Origin of the sequence: Morganella sp. TYF_1 (assembly GCF_043105645.1) — a bacterium.
Taxonomy (GTDB): Bacteria; Pseudomonadota; Gammaproteobacteria; order Enterobacterales; family Enterobacteriaceae; genus Morganella; species Morganella morganii_B.
Genome location: NZ_JBICLU010000026.1, coordinates 176,897 through 190,624, shown reverse-complemented (window position 1 = coordinate 190,624; position 13,728 = coordinate 176,897). Strand labels below are relative to the sequence as shown.

The following is a 13,728-nucleotide window of genomic DNA, read 5'->3' as shown; positions in this document are numbered from 1 at the left end:
GCTGGCGCAAGCCTGATATAAACCGGATGTCTTACACTGCTTCTGTTATCAATTTTGATACGCACCTCTTGATATAACGGAAGAACACCTATGTTAAGGCGCTTGTTTATAACCGGCACAGATACGAATATCGGCAAAACTGTTGCGACGCGGGCTTTAATGCAAGCCATCAACCGCCTGGGTAAATCTGTCGTTGGCTATAAACCAATCGCGACAGAATACCACGACACACTAAACGGCAAACGTAACCGTGACGCGATGATCCTGCATGATTCATCATCAGTTGATGTTTCTTATCAGGATATTAACCCGGTGATGCTGGAAAGTAATTATGGCCAGACAACCGCAGACGTTCAGTTTCCTGCGTTATCGCAGGGTCTGGAAAAATTAAGTCATCTGGCGGATCAGGTTGTGGTAGAAGGGAACGGCGGATGGCGTTATTTACTGAATAACGAGACTTTTTTATCCGATTGGGTAAAAAAAGAGAAACTGCCGGTGATCCTGGTCGTCGGGATTCAATCCGGTTGTGTGAACCATGCATTATTGACTGCCGAAGCCATTAAAAATGATGGTCTGGAGATTATCGGCTGGATTGCAAACCGGATAAACCCGGGGTTATCACACTACGCACAGGTTATGGATCGCTTACTGACACATTTACCGGCACCATTGCTGGGCGAAATCCCGTATTTGCTGCGTCCGGAAGAGCGGGAACTGTCGCATTACCTCAATGAAGAGCAGATTGAGATGCTCTGGGGTGAGGCATTAGCGGCGTCCTGAGTCTCCGGTCAGAAATACAAAAGGGCTGATAAACGAATCAGCCCTTTTTCATGGTCAAAACCTGACAGCGAGTTATTATTTACGCAGATAAATAATATTCTGAGTTTCGTTGTCGCAGTTACCCACAACCTGACCTTCTGCCTGTGCCGCTTCTTCAGCCGGAACCACAGTCAGCGTAAAACCGTCAGCAGGAACACCATTGCTGATGATCTTTTGCGAAATTTCCTCAGTCACACTTTCACAGGATGCCTGCGCCATAACGGGTGCAACGGCAAAGAGAACAGCACTGAGCGCAATCAGTTTTTTCATCATTTATCCTTAAATGTCTTTATTTCCAGCCAGTGGAAACTTCACGCCCTGTATTTGCATCAAGGCATCGCAGCGTATTAGGTTCCCAATACGCGGTAACAACCGAACTTTTTAAGCATGCATCTTCAGCATCAATAGCACGGTCAACTTTATCGAACTCTTTTTCAGCACGGCGGTTGACCTTCTGACGCAGAGAGCGGGTATCATCCCATTGCTCTTTTTCCTGACGTGCTCTTTCTTTTTCAAGCGCAGTATCGCCGCCGCTGATCACACAAGTGCTGCCGGGGCTACAATTGGTGGTGGCCGCGCCTGCATGAGCTGCAAACATGAAAGGTGCAGCAAAGGCGGTCGCGATAAACCACTTTCTGAGCATGGAGTTAGTCATTGTCGTGTTTTCCTCAAAGTTCAAACCTGCAAACGTCATTCTGATCGTGTGCATTATAGCAAAGTGTATTAATGCACCAATAAAAGACAACGTTTTTCAGCGATAATTTCAGGTAATTTAAGAAAATTACCTGATTATACGGATACCGGCTTATCTTTTGTGGTGGTTTCAGCCTTCGCGGTGCACACTCAGCCCGGCGAATGACTGACAGACCGGCATCATTTCCATAGTATTAATATTTACGTGCGGCGGCAATGTTGCAACCCAGAAAACCGCTTCCGCGATATCATCCGGCATCAGCGGATCGGTATTTTTATAGGTATTCGCCGCTTTTTCCTCATCCCCGCGATAGCGGATGCCGGAGAACTCGGTACCACCAACCATGCCGGGTTCAATGTCAGTCACCCGGATTTTTTTACCGGCCAGATCGGCACGCAGTGCCAGGCTGAACTGACGGACAAACGCCTTGGTTCCGCAGTAAACGTTACCGCCGGCATACGGCCATGATCCGGCTGTTGAGCCTAAGTTAATGATATGACCACGGTTTCTTTCCACCATACCCGGCAGGATAGCGCGGGTCATATGCAGCAGCCCTTTGATATTGGTGTCTACCACCACATCCCATTCTGCCGGGTTACCTTTGTCAACGGTTTCCATGCCCAGCGCCAGACCGGCGTTATTGACCAGTACATCAATGTCGCGCAGGGATTCAGGCAGTGAACTGATCACGTTATCGACCGCCGGGCTGTCTGTCATATCCAGTGCCAGCGGGAAAAATTGGCTTCCGAACTCTTTTTGCAGTTTCGCCAGGCGCTCAATACGGCGACCGGTACCGATAACGGTGTGGCCGTTCTCAATAAATTTGCGGGCAAATGCCTCACCAAAACCTGCTGTTGCACCTGTAATTAAAACAATCATCACATACTCCGATTCTGTCAGCGGGGATCCCCGGAAAAAGTAACAATAACCATAGCGATATAATACCGGTGGTAATATTCTGATAGTGTATCGTGTCCGCATGACAGAAAGCGGGTCACAGATTCCGTTTTGCAGTTTTCATCACGGAAAAACACGGAAGTTAATCAATAACAACCTGATTATATACAGGAGACAGAAAATGGTTCAGGGTCAATGTTTGTGCGGTAAAGTAACAGTATCTGTGCCAAAACCGGTGCACGATGTTTCTGTCTGCCATTGCGGCATGTGCAGAAAATGGAATGGCGCACCGTTTATGTCTGTGGATTGCGGCAGTGATGTTACGCTCAGTGGTGAGGAACATATCACCCGTTATCACTCCTCTGAGTGGGGGGACCGCTGTTTCTGCCGCGAGTGCGGGACACACCTGTTTTATTACCTGAAACCGGCAGATCAGTACTATGTCTCTGCGGCACTGCTGGGGGAGACAACAGAATCCCGCCTCTCGATGCAGATTTATACCGACAGCAAACCGGCATATTACAATTTTGCGGAAAAAACGCCGATGCTGACTGAGCAGGATATTCTGGCGATGTTTGAAGCTGAATAAAATTATTATTACTAATGAATTTATTTATATTAAAAATAAACCCAGGGAAACCCCTGGGCTGATAGTTATCTTTCTTTATGAAAAATAAGAGGAAATGTCTTTTTCTATTTTACTTGCATTTATTCTAAAGAGATTAAATTCTTCGATAGAAATATCTTTTGCATGTGCATCTGATCTGTATTTATTTATAAACCCCATTGATTCAAAAGTATCTTTCTTTGAATTTATAAAAATATTTTCAAAAGAACTCCACTCTTTTGATATTATTTTTCGCAAGTCTTCAAAGTAGATTGTTGATGTATTGGGATTAAATAAATCATTAATGCTTTTATCTTTGTATTCTAACTTTCTACGACCCCCTAAAATATCTAATATTGCATCTTTAGCGGCTGATTCGCCATACATTGATTTTAATGTTGTTTTTATTATTACTCTTAATTTTGTTTCTATTAAATTACGCCTCTCTGATATTTCAGACCATCTTTGTTCAATGGTGGTTTCTTTTTTTTCATATTTTTTAATATTTAGTAAGTATTTTTTCATTGACTCTATTATGAAATAATATGAATCATTTTCTTTCCCTAATATTCCATATCCAAGTAAGTGAGTTAATGAGTTTTGTTTTTTCATTGCGTTTTCATTAAATGAAGCGATATCTTCATTTGCTAAGTTTATAAGTAATTCATACTCATCAATATAGTGCTCTTTTAATACACCAATAATCATTTCCAAATAGTTGAAACTATTATCACCAAATTCAGCGATAGCATCTCTATAGGATATTCTTCCTACAGTAACCGGTTTTTTTTGATTAAATGATTTTTTTGCAATAATACTACAAACCTGTCTAATTAAAAAAGGATGTCCACCATATTCATCATTAATATTTGTATATATACCTTCCTCAAAATTCACTCCCATCCTTCGACCTATTCTTCTGATCATATCTCTAGTTGCTCGCACATCAAAACCAGGTAAATATGTTGGTGTAAAGTGGTTAAATAATGGGTTATCTGAACATTCTATTTTCGGTGCTTCAATACAAGATGGATTGGTTCCTACGATTAGATAAGATAAATTTATACCAATTGTTTGAAAGGTTGTTCTCATTGCTTGCCAAAAATAGACAAAATCAATGCCGGATCTCCAATGTTCTGTTGGGGATGTTATCCGTGATATATTTTCTATCTCATCAAATATAATAAATACCTTTTTATTTTTTTCTTTATTTACACTTTTGATAAAAGTAGTTAAATATTCTGTAGCGTTTTTTTCAGTAAAATCAGACTCATTTGGTAAAGTTGAATTAATATAATTATTTTCCTTTATTTTTTTACATATATAGTAGATGGCTTCATTCCATTTTCTTTTATTGAGAGATGGGTTTTGACAATCAATTATTGTAGTGATTTCATCATTTTTTTGTAAGTTACGAGAAATAGCATTTATTAACGATGTTTTCCCTGTTTTTCTTAAACCAAAAATACCCGCATTATTCCCACTTTTCATTCTATTTATTGTTGATAAAATTATTTCATTTCTTCCAAAAAAAAGCCAGTCTGTTTTTAATGGTGCTTCAAAAGAAAATAAGTCTCTATTATACAAATATTTTTGAACTCTATTCCTAAAAAAATAACTATCACCACTACCTTTTTCTGTCTCAGAATAGGTAAATGGAATTATATTTGCTGTTTCAGGTTCCTTTTTTATTAGTTCACTAATATTTTCTTCAATATCTTTATCTTTGCTTATAAGTATACAACATGTTTTATCAACTCGAAGTGAGGATATTTGCTTTCCTGCTTGTTCAATGGCATCAAGGGTCCGTGATTGAAAATTACTATAATCACTAAATAGGACAATTATTTCTCTATCTAGATTAAACATTTCTACATAAATATCAGTGGGTCTCAGCAGTATAAATTTATACTTACTGTTAGCCGTTAGTGTTATTACAGAACCACCATTTGTAACATAAAATTCTTTAGATAATACATTGATTATATTTTTTTCTTGTTGACTAAAGTGACTATCTCTAACTGAAGGGTGTTTTCCTGGTTTTATTTTATCTTCATTTACATTCATCATAAGCAGACCTAATACATTAAAAATATTAATGTTGGAATCTTATAACAAAATTAATTATATTGATATAATATATTCTAGCATTTTAGTAAATTAGTTTATTATATCAGATAAGACATATCTCACACCATTAATTAATGTTTTTCACTAAAATATGTTTCTTATTCTCTTATATCGTCTGTTTTACATTACTGGTTTCTGTTAGTGTGTTTTTTTTAAAAGAAAACCACCCGCATAGCGGGTGGTAATGTTTCTGCGTTGCCGAGCAGAGAAATTAAATAACAAACAGATCCATAAACTCGCTGACTGACATGGATTCGAGTGTTTTACGATCACGGGCTGCATTCAGAATGCGCTGCTGCTGCGTTTCCGGGAACATCCGCGCCAGGTTGGTGCGGAATTTCGCCAGCAGCAGCGGAATGCCTTCCTCACGGCGGCGGGCGTGCCCGACCGGATATTCGACCACCACTTCATCCAGCACGGTACCGTCTTTCAGTGTCACGGTCAGGGCGTTGGCGATAGAGCGTTTTTCCGGATCATGATAATCACGGGTGAATGCAGTATCTTCCTCACAGTGAATACGGGCACGCAGTGCATCGATGCGGCTGTCTGACGCGATCCCATCTTCATAATCCGCTGCGGTCAGGCGACCGAAGATCAGCGGAACCGCCACCATATACTGGATACAGTGGTCACGGTCAGCCGGGTTATTCAGCGGGCCGTGTTTATCGATAATACGGATACAGGCTTCATGGGTGCGGATAGTGACTTTCTCAATATCATCCGCAGTTTTACCCAGTGCCGCCAGTTTGTGATGCAGTGTCATTGCTGCTTCAACGGCGGTCTGAGAGTGGAATTCTGCCGGGAATGAAATCTTGAACAGCACGTTTTCCATCACATAAGAGCCGTAATCGCGCTGGAATTTAAACGGCTTGCCGTCAAACAGCACGTCATAGAAACCCCAGGTTTTGGCGGTCAGCACGGTCGGATAGCCCATTTCGCCTTTCTGCGCGAACAGCGCCAGACGCACCGCACGGGAGGTCGCATCACCGGCTGCCCAGGATTTACGTGAACCGGTATTCGGCGCATGGCGGTAGGTACGCAGGGACTGTCCGTCCACCCACGCATGGGAAACTGCGCTCAGTAACTGCTCACGATCCAGCCCCAGCATTTCACCGACAACGGCGGTGGAGGCAACTTTCACCAGCACAACGTGGTCAAGGCCGACTTTGTTAAATGAGTTTTCCAGCGCCAGGCAGCCCTGAATTTCATGGGCTTTGATCATGGCGGTCAGTACGCGTTTCAGCGGCAGTGGTGCTTTGCCTTTGGCAATCGCTTCACGGGACAACCAGTCGGCAACCGCGAGGATACCGCCGAGGTTATCAGAAGGGTGACCCCATTCCGCCGCCAGCCAGGTATCGTTGAAATCCAGCCAGCGGATCATCGCGCCGATATTGAAAGCGGCCTGCACCGGATCAAGCTGAAACTGGGTGCCCGGTACTTTGGCGCCGTTCGGAACAATGGTTCCCGGCACAACAGGACCGAGCATTTTTTTGCATGCCGGATATTCCAGGGCTTCTAGGCCGCAGCCCAGGGTATCCAGGAAGCAGTAATACGCGGTGTCATAAGCGCGATCACTGCTGATGTCCATATTCAGAACATAATCAGTGATGTCCTGAATGACCTTGTCGTACTCTTGATGCTGCGGGGTAAAAGATGCTGACATACTTTATCTTCCTTTTTAATTAATAATTAGCGCGCTTTAAGGGGTACGAAGGTCTGGTTTTCCGGTCCGGTGTAATTGGCGGACGGACGAATAATTTTATTATCCAGACGCTGTTCAATGATGTGTGCAGCCCAGCCTGCGGAACGGGCAATAACAAAAATCGGGGTAAACATAGCGGTCGGTACCCCCATCAGGTGATACGCCACCGCAGAGAACCAGTCGAGGTTCGGGAACATCTTCTTGTGCTGAGACATCACGGATTCAATACGATCCGCAATATCAAACAGACGGAAATCTTTCGCTTCTTCGGATAACTCACGGGAAATGGCTTTGATAACCTGGTGACGCGGATCAGCAATGGTATACACCGGGTGACCGAAGCCCATCACGACTTCACTGCGGGTGAGGCGGGCGAGAATATCAGCCTGAGCTTCATCCGGTGAGCTGTAACGTTTCTGGATCTCCAGAGACACTTCGTTGGCACCGCCGTGTTTTGGTCCGCGCAGTGCGGCAATCGCCCCGGTAATGGAGGAGTAAAAATCGGTCCCGGTACCGGCGATAACACGGGCAGCAAAGGTGGAGGCGTTAAACTCATGTTCTGCATAGAGAATAAACGAGGAGTTCATAAAACGCACCCAGTTTTCAGACGGTTTTTTGCCGTGCAGCAGATGCAGGAAATGGCCGCCGCAGGTGTCGTCATCGGTTTCGGTATCAATGCGGCGATCATTAAACGCATAGTGATACCAGTAAAGCAGCATGGAGGTCAGGGAAGAGAGCAGGCGATCGGCGATATCACGGGCACCGGATAACGGATGACCTTCTTTCTCCGGCAGGACGCAACCCATAATGGACACGCCGGTACGCAGTACATCCATCGGGTGGGCAGAGGCAGGCAGTGCTTCCAGGGCTTTCTTCACACTGTGCGGCAGGCCGCGCAGTGATTTCAGTTTCGCCTTGTAAGCGGCCAGTTCTGCCGCGTTCGGCAGTTTTTCATGGATCAGGAGATGAGCGACTTCTTCAAAATCACATTGTGTGGCTAAATCCAGAATGTCATAACCGCGGTAATGCAGGTCGTTCCCGTTAATCCCCACAGTACAGAGTGCAGTATTGCCGGCAGCGACGCCGGACAGTGCGACGGATTTTTTGCCTTTCTTCAGTGCAGGTTCAGGTTTGCTAAGTTGTTCATTCATGACGGGTGATCCTTATTATTATAGTGAGTGTACAACCTGCTTCGCGTTATCTTTCAGAGGTTATTTTTTCTGCGAAAACAGTGCGTCGAGCTTATCTTCATAATCGTAGTAGTTAATGCTTTGGTATAATTCTTCACGGGTCTGCATCTGTGAAATCAGGCTCTGTTGCGTGCCTTCACGGCGCAGGGTGTTATAGACATTTTCAGCAGCCTTGTTCATGGCGCGGAAGGCGGTGAGCGGGTACAGGGCGATAGCGATATTCACACTGCGCAGCTCATCCAGGGTAAACAGCGGTGTTTTACCGAACTCGGTAATATTTGCCAGCACCGGCACACGGATTTTGTCAGTGAACAGACGATACATTGCCAGTTCGGTAATCGCCTCCGGGAACAGCATATCCGCACCGGCCTCGATATACGCCTGTGCGCGGTCGAGCGCGGATTCCAGACCTTCCACCGCCAGTGCATCGGTACGCGCCATCACCACGAAATTATCATCAGTCCGTGCATCGACTGCGGCTTTAATGCGATCAACCATTTCCTGTTTTGAGACGATTTCTTTGTTCGGGCGGTGACCACAGCGTTTTGCGCCGACCTGGTCTTCAATATGCATCCCGGCAGCCCCGGCTTTGATCAGGGATTTCACGGTGCGCACCACGTTAAAGGCTGACGGGCCGAAACCGATATCCGCATCCACCAGCAGCGGCAGGTCACACACATCCGTAATACGGCGTACATCCGTCAGTACATCATCCAGTGTGGAAATGCCCAGGTCAGGAATACCCAGAGAGCCTGCGGCAACACCGCCGCCGGAGAGATAAATCGCTTTATAACCTGCACGTTTTGCCAGCAGAGCATGGTTGGCATTAATAGCACCGACCAGCTGCAGCGGGGATTCAGACTGTACAGCGTCGCGGAATGCGCGTCCTGCGGAATAAAGAGCCATATATTCACCTTGTTATTAGTTTGATACTCAGATGTTATAAAGCAATCGCTATGCCAATCAGCTGGGTAAGGTAACTAAAACGCGAGATACATCACACATTTGGCGTATTTATCCTGTCATTACGGTGCCCACTATAGAATTTGCCGATTCTGTCTGACAAGCAGGATGTTAGCTTTCTGTGATGGTGATGCTATTTATGTTTCAAAATAGCTGTTAATGTGTTTCGTGAAATACAAATGAAACATTTGAAACACCTGAAACAGGGGAGAAACACATGACTCAGAGCGACAAACCGGTGATCTGGACGGTTTCTATTTCACGTCTTTTTACCCTGTTCCGTGATATCAGCCCCGAATTCAGTGCCCGTGCCAGTATCAGTGCGATTAATCTGGGGTTTGATGCTGCGGTGGAGGCGATTCGCGAACGGCTGAAAACAGAACGCTGTGATGCGATTGTCAGTGCAGGCTCTAACGGTGCGTATCTGAAACAGCATTTGCCGGTGCCGGTGATTGTCGCCGCACCGGGCGGGTTCGATATCATGCAGGCTTTGGCACGGGCACGGCAGCTCAGTTCGCGCATCGGCCTCATTTATTACCGCAATACGTTTCCGGCACTGGACTCGCTGGCACAGAGTTTCGGTATGCAGATTGAACAGCGCAGTTATGTGACCGCCGAAGACGCACGGGCAGCCTGTCTTGCCCTGAAAGCGGACGGTATTTCGGTGGTGGTGGGGGCGGGGCTGATTACCGATATCGCGGCAGAGTGCGGCATGACCTGCATTTTCATTTATTCCAATGATGCCGTCCGGCGGGCATTCACCGATGCGATAGAACTGACGCGTATCCGCGACCAGCCGCAGAACATGCCGCTGCCGGTAGCGGGCTCTCTGAATGTCCGCCATACACTGAATGATATTCTCGGTACCTCGCCGGTGATGGAACAGGTACGGGAAACCATCACGCTGTTCGGACGCTCGAAAGCGACAGTGATGATCCTGGGGGAAAGCGGCACCGGTAAAGAGATGGCAGCACAAGCCATTCATCATGAATATACGTTGTTTCACAAACACCGGCGAATGAAACGCACTGCGCCGTTTGTGGCGGTGAACTGCGGGGCTATCCCTGAAAGCCTGCTGGAAGCGGAGTTATTCGGTTATGAGGAGGGCGCATTTACCGGCTCGCGGCGGGGCGGCCGTGCCGGATTATTTGAGGCAGCGGACGGCGGTACACTGTTTCTGGATGAAATCGGTGAAATGCCGGTGTCGCTGCAAACCCGTCTGCTGCGGGTACTGGAGGATCGCGCCATTGTGCGTATCGGCGGCTATAAACCGATTACCGTGGATGTGCGGGTGATTTGCGCGACTCATAATGACCTGGATAACCGGGTGGCGGAGGGTACATTCCGCGCGGATCTGTTTTACCGGCTGGGGGTACTGCGTCTGCAGCTTCCGGCACTGCGCGACCGCGGGGCGGATATCCTGTTACTGACAGAAAAATTGCTCAAACTGGCGTTTGCTGAGTTGGATCTGCCGCTGCACCGCAGCCATCTGCAACAGATTCTGGCATGCAGTGACTTTTTCTATCACTACCGCTGGCCGGGAAATGCCCGCGAGCTGCGTAATCTGATGGAGCGGGTGGCGCTGTATTGCAGCGCGTATCCGGATAAAATTATTACAGAATCATTATTACTGACACTCTCTCCTGAACGGCGCACGGCGATTGCTCCCGCCCCGGTGGCTGATCTCCCGCCGGAACCGGTAAATACCGCCACGGCAACAGAAGCGGTAGCCCGTTTCCGGGGCGATCGCCGCGCCGCCGCTGACTGGCTGGGGATCAGCCGTACCACCTTATGGCGTCGTCTGAAACAGGAACAGAATACTTCATCCTGACTGTCCGCCGCCTTATACTGTGCCTCAGAATTGAAAAGCAAGAGCCGGAGTGTTTGTCTGTATCCGGCCTGCAATACTGTCATCACCGGAAAGACACAGGAAACAGAACGGAGGCGTTATGTCAGATCTCTTTGCTCACGATGAACCGCTTGCCGTGGCTCCCGATGCGTATCTGCTGAAAGGTTTTCTCAGTGATGAGGACGAGATGCTGCTGGCGGAAATCCGCCGCCTGACCGCCGTTTCACCGTTCCGCCATATGCAGACGCCCGGCGGATACCGGATGTCCGCAGCCATGAGCAGCTGCGGTACATACGGCTGGGTTTCTGATGCCAAAGGTTACCGCTACTCCCCGGCCGATCCGCTGACCGGCAATCCGTGGCCGCCGCTGCCGGACATATTTTTGTCACTGTCGCAGCTGGCGGCGGCGCGTGCCGGGTTTCACGGATTTTCGCCGGACAGCTGTCTGATTAACTGTTATGCGCCGGGCGCCGGTATGTCACTGCATCAGGACAGGGATGAACCGGATCGCCGTCAGCCGATTGTGTCATTTTCACTCGGTTTGCCGGTGCAGTTTCAGTTCGGCGGCAGTGAACGGCATCATCCCCTGAAAACCTTTGCGCTTGAACACGGAGATGTACTGGTGTGGGGTGGTCGTTCCCGTCTGAATTACCATGCTGTCCGTCCGGTAAGGGCCGGGGTGCATCCGCTTGCGGGTGCCCGGCGGTTTAATCTGACCTTCCGCTGCGCGCGGTAACGGAGAAACAGGATGACAAAACAGACAATACTTTCAGACGATGCGTGCTGGGCGGCATTGGTTGCCCGGGATAAAACAGCCGATACGCTGTTTGTGTATGCGGTGAAAACCACACAGACATGGGGATTTCCGTCTACTGTTGTGCGGTTACCGAAACGGGAAAATACCGAATTTTTTGCCACACCGGAAGCGGCGGAGGCTCACGGCTACCGCGCCGGAAAACGCCGTCAGCGCAGCGGTGAGGCTATGACGCAGCGCCATGCGGAACAGGTGGTGCTGGCCTGCCGTGAACTGGAAACGCGGATCGATAACGGCGAACCGCTGCCATCTCTGGCAGCGCTGGCTGCACTGTGCGGCGTGAGTCAGTTTCATTTTCACCGTCTTTTCCGATCACATACCGGGCTGACACCAGCGGCATGGGCAAAAGCCTATCGCGGGGATAAACTGCGGGAACAACTGACAAAACAGACGACAATCACCGGCGCAATCGCCGAATCCGGCTTTAGTTCCGGCAGCCGGTTTTATGAATCGTCGGATACACTGCTTGGCATGACCCCGAAAAGCTGGCGGGCAGGCGGCAAAGGGGCGCGGATTTTCTTTGCCCTGGCGATATGTGCGCTGGGGGATATCCTGGTAGCACAGAGTGAAAAAGGCATTTGTGCCATCCTGCTGGGGGATGATGCGGAAGCGCTGTTACGGGATTTGCAGGATCAGTTTCCCAATGCGGAACTGGTCGGCGGCGACACGCAGTTTGAACAGGTGGTTTCCCGGGTTATCGGGTTTGTGGAGGCACCGTCCTCCGGACTTGATCTGCCGCTGGATATCCGGGGAACGGCATTTCAGCGCCGGGTCTGGCAGGCATTGCAGTCCATCCCCGCCGGTACCACTGTCAGTTACCGAGAAATTGCGGAGCGAATCGGCTCACCAAAAGCGGTCAGAGCGGTGGCCGGTGCCTGTGCAGCTAACTGTCTGGCAGTCGCTATCCCGTGCCACCGGGTGGTGAGAACCGGCGGGGAGCTGGCGGGTTACCGCTGGGGGATCGAACGGAAAAAACGTCTGTTGCAGCGCGAGGCATTGCAGCAGGAAACTTGTTAAGTTAAGGAATACGGATGCGTTTTCGCATAACAGCATTACGGAACAGTTTATTTTTTGCCGCCCTGCCGGTGATCGCCGCTGCTGCACCTGCAACGGCTGAAGTCACCGCAGACGATGACGGAACCGTTGCGGCAGCAGCTTCCGGCCCGCTGTTTGACTGTGACCGGGAACTGATAAAGCTGATTGCGGGCAGTAATCACTCGCTTGTCCGTGCGGAAAAGGTCACTGCCGACAGGCTGGGGATTTATGTTGAAAACCGGGATATTAATGAGCTGGCCATTCAGCTCTCTGATACAGGGCAAATGCCTTCGCCGGCGTCACCGGGTGCCGGGCAATTGGGCTGGGTGACGTACAATATCAAAGACAATACCCTGACGGCGACAGGGGCGGATGTGGAGCATCCCGTCCCGCTGACGTTCAGTGCGGTACAGGGTGAGCGGCTGCAATCCTGCCTGAAAAAAGAGAAAACGTGTCAGCAGATCCTCAGTACGATCCGGTTAGAACCCTTTATTGCCATGTCGCCGGCGTGGCGGGTCACCGGCAAAGGGCGGGCTTATTTTTATGCAGCACCGGCAGAACAGTGCCGCAATGATAATGCCTTTGTGGTGCCGGGGGATGTGCTTCAGGTGGTCGGATTACGGGCCACCGAACCGGTGAAAGGGGAAAAAGAGGGCTGGCTGCTGGTGGCGTACGGCAATGCACAAGGCTGGATTAATGTTAACCGGCTGGCCTCACAGGATGTTCTGTGCGATGCAGCAACCGAAAACGCGGATAAACAGTATCAGGCTGGCCTGAAAAACAGTAAGCCTTCCTCATATAAATACAGCGTGACACAAAATCGCCTGCGTTTTTTTGATGCGCCTGATAAGGGATGTATTACAGACGTTGCGGATTTTGTGGTGAAAGATGATGTGATCTGGGTGGATCGCCCTCAGCCATATCAGGGATTTGTTCATGGCCGTTATATTCATCCGGTCACCGGCAAGGTTACAGAAGGGTGGCTGGACGCGGGCGGGCTGAAAAAATAAATCAAAAAAGGCCGTTAC

The 13,728-nt window shown here is 48.6% G+C and carries 13 protein-coding genes; 6 read left to right on the top strand and 7 right to left on the bottom strand.

All coding sequences use genetic code 11. The annotated features are described in order from the left end of the window. Nucleotides 1-90 precede the first annotated feature (90 nt). Nucleotides 91-780 (top strand): dethiobiotin synthase, encoded by a 690-nt coding sequence (bioD, locus tag ACF8OF_RS14190; RefSeq protein WP_025153156.1) that lies wholly within the window; start codon nucleotides 91-93, stop codon nucleotides 778-780. A 75-nt stretch (nucleotides 781-855) separates the two neighbouring features. Here the strand turns inward: bioD and ACF8OF_RS14185 are convergent, their stop codons facing one another. From ACF8OF_RS14185 to ydfG, 3 genes are all read right to left on the bottom strand, one after another. Beyond that, entirely contained in the window at nucleotides 856-1,089 is a 234-nt protein-coding gene (locus tag ACF8OF_RS14185; RefSeq protein ID WP_046893398.1) for a DUF1161 domain-containing protein, read from the bottom strand. A 19-nt stretch (nucleotides 1,090-1,108) separates the two neighbouring features. Beyond that, on the bottom strand, nucleotides 1,109-1,474 hold the full coding sequence (locus ACF8OF_RS14180) for a DUF1283 family protein (RefSeq protein ID WP_392497011.1): 366 nt from the start codon (nucleotides 1,472-1,474) through the stop codon (nucleotides 1,109-1,111). A 168-nt stretch (nucleotides 1,475-1,642) separates the two neighbouring features. Then, nucleotides 1,643-2,392: a bifunctional NADP-dependent 3-hydroxy acid dehydrogenase/3-hydroxypropionate dehydrogenase YdfG gene (ydfG, locus tag ACF8OF_RS14175; RefSeq protein ID WP_262882488.1), complete on the bottom strand. Its 750-nt coding sequence runs from the start codon at nucleotides 2,390-2,392 to the stop codon at nucleotides 1,643-1,645. A 100-nt stretch (nucleotides 2,393-2,492) separates the two neighbouring features. On the opposite strand from ydfG, the gene ACF8OF_RS14170 reads away from it, so the two are divergent. Further along, nucleotides 2,493-2,999, top strand: a complete 507-nt coding sequence (locus ACF8OF_RS14170; RefSeq protein WP_392497352.1) for a GFA family protein — start codon at nucleotides 2,493-2,495, stop codon at nucleotides 2,997-2,999. A gap of 75 nt (nucleotides 3,000-3,074) precedes the next feature. On the opposite strand, the gene ACF8OF_RS14165 is transcribed toward ACF8OF_RS14170, so the two are convergent. From ACF8OF_RS14165 to prpB, 4 genes are all read right to left on the bottom strand, one after another. Next, nucleotides 3,075-5,087, bottom strand: coding sequence for an AAA-like domain-containing protein (locus ACF8OF_RS14165; protein ID WP_279797896.1), 2,013 nt, complete (start codon nucleotides 5,085-5,087; stop codon nucleotides 3,075-3,077). 271 nt (nucleotides 5,088-5,358) lie between these two features. Next, entirely contained in the window at nucleotides 5,359-6,810 is a 1,452-nt protein-coding gene (locus ACF8OF_RS14160) for a bifunctional 2-methylcitrate dehydratase/aconitate hydratase (RefSeq protein ID WP_015422721.1), read from the bottom strand. Between the two features lie 26 nt (nucleotides 6,811-6,836). Next, nucleotides 6,837-8,000 (bottom strand): 2-methylcitrate synthase, encoded by a 1,164-nt coding sequence (prpC, locus tag ACF8OF_RS14155; protein ID WP_025153162.1) that lies wholly within the window; start codon nucleotides 7,998-8,000, stop codon nucleotides 6,837-6,839. A 60-nt stretch (nucleotides 8,001-8,060) separates the two neighbouring features. Continuing rightward, nucleotides 8,061-8,945 (bottom strand): methylisocitrate lyase, encoded by an 885-nt coding sequence (gene prpB, locus ACF8OF_RS14150; RefSeq protein WP_279797898.1) that lies wholly within the window; start codon nucleotides 8,943-8,945, stop codon nucleotides 8,061-8,063. A gap of 274 nt (nucleotides 8,946-9,219) precedes the next feature. On the opposite strand from prpB, the gene prpR reads away from it, so the two are divergent. From prpR to ACF8OF_RS14130, 4 genes are all read left to right on the top strand, one after another. Continuing rightward, the gene (prpR, locus tag ACF8OF_RS14145) at nucleotides 9,220-10,833 is read left to right on the top strand and encodes a propionate catabolism operon regulatory protein PrpR (protein ID WP_392497010.1); all 1,614 of its coding nucleotides are present in this window, start codon (nucleotides 9,220-9,222) and stop codon (nucleotides 10,831-10,833) included. 118 nt (nucleotides 10,834-10,951) lie between these two features. After that, nucleotides 10,952-11,587, top strand: coding sequence for a DNA oxidative demethylase AlkB (alkB, locus tag ACF8OF_RS14140; RefSeq protein ID WP_392497009.1), 636 nt, complete (start codon nucleotides 10,952-10,954; stop codon nucleotides 11,585-11,587). Between the two features lie 12 nt (nucleotides 11,588-11,599). Beyond that, the gene (gene ada, locus ACF8OF_RS14135) at nucleotides 11,600-12,682 is read left to right on the top strand and encodes a bifunctional DNA-binding transcriptional regulator/O6-methylguanine-DNA methyltransferase Ada (RefSeq protein WP_392497008.1); all 1,083 of its coding nucleotides are present in this window, start codon (nucleotides 11,600-11,602) and stop codon (nucleotides 12,680-12,682) included. Nucleotides 12,683-12,696: 14 nt separating this feature from the next. Then, the gene (locus tag ACF8OF_RS14130; RefSeq protein WP_392497007.1) at nucleotides 12,697-13,710 is read left to right on the top strand and encodes a hypothetical protein; all 1,014 of its coding nucleotides are present in this window, start codon (nucleotides 12,697-12,699) and stop codon (nucleotides 13,708-13,710) included. Nucleotides 13,711-13,728: the final 18 nt, after the last annotated feature.

Bases quoted from the DNA above. Each gene is read 5' to 3' on its own strand.
- bioD (WP_025153156.1), top strand. From the start codon at position 91: ATGTTAAGGCGCTTGTTTATAACCGGCACAGATACGAATATCGGCAAA.
- ACF8OF_RS14185 (WP_046893398.1), bottom strand. From the start codon at position 1,089: ATGAAAAAACTGATTGCGCTCAGTGCTGTTCTCTTTGCCGTTGCACCC.
- ACF8OF_RS14180 (WP_392497011.1), bottom strand. From the start codon at position 1,474: ATGACTAACTCCATGCTCAGAAAGTGGTTTATCGCGACCGCCTTTGCT.
- ydfG (WP_262882488.1), bottom strand. From the start codon at position 2,392: ATGATTGTTTTAATTACAGGTGCAACAGCAGGTTTTGGTGAGGCATTT.
- ACF8OF_RS14170 (WP_392497352.1), top strand. From the start codon at position 2,493: ATGACAGAAAGCGGGTCACAGATTCCGTTTTGCAGTTTTCATCACGGA.
- ACF8OF_RS14165 (WP_279797896.1), bottom strand. From the start codon at position 5,087: ATGATGAATGTAAATGAAGATAAAATAAAACCAGGAAAACACCCTTCA.
- ACF8OF_RS14160 (WP_015422721.1), bottom strand. From the start codon at position 6,810: ATGTCAGCATCTTTTACCCCGCAGCATCAAGAGTACGACAAGGTCATT.
- prpC (WP_025153162.1), bottom strand. From the start codon at position 8,000: ATGAATGAACAACTTAGCAAACCTGAACCTGCACTGAAGAAAGGCAAA.
- prpB (WP_279797898.1), bottom strand. From the start codon at position 8,945: ATGGCTCTTTATTCCGCAGGACGCGCATTCCGCGACGCTGTACAGTCT.
- prpR (WP_392497010.1), top strand. From the start codon at position 9,220: ATGACTCAGAGCGACAAACCGGTGATCTGGACGGTTTCTATTTCACGT.
- alkB (WP_392497009.1), top strand. From the start codon at position 10,952: ATGTCAGATCTCTTTGCTCACGATGAACCGCTTGCCGTGGCTCCCGAT.
- ada (WP_392497008.1), top strand. From the start codon at position 11,600: ATGACAAAACAGACAATACTTTCAGACGATGCGTGCTGGGCGGCATTG.
- ACF8OF_RS14130 (WP_392497007.1), top strand. From the start codon at position 12,697: ATGCGTTTTCGCATAACAGCATTACGGAACAGTTTATTTTTTGCCGCC.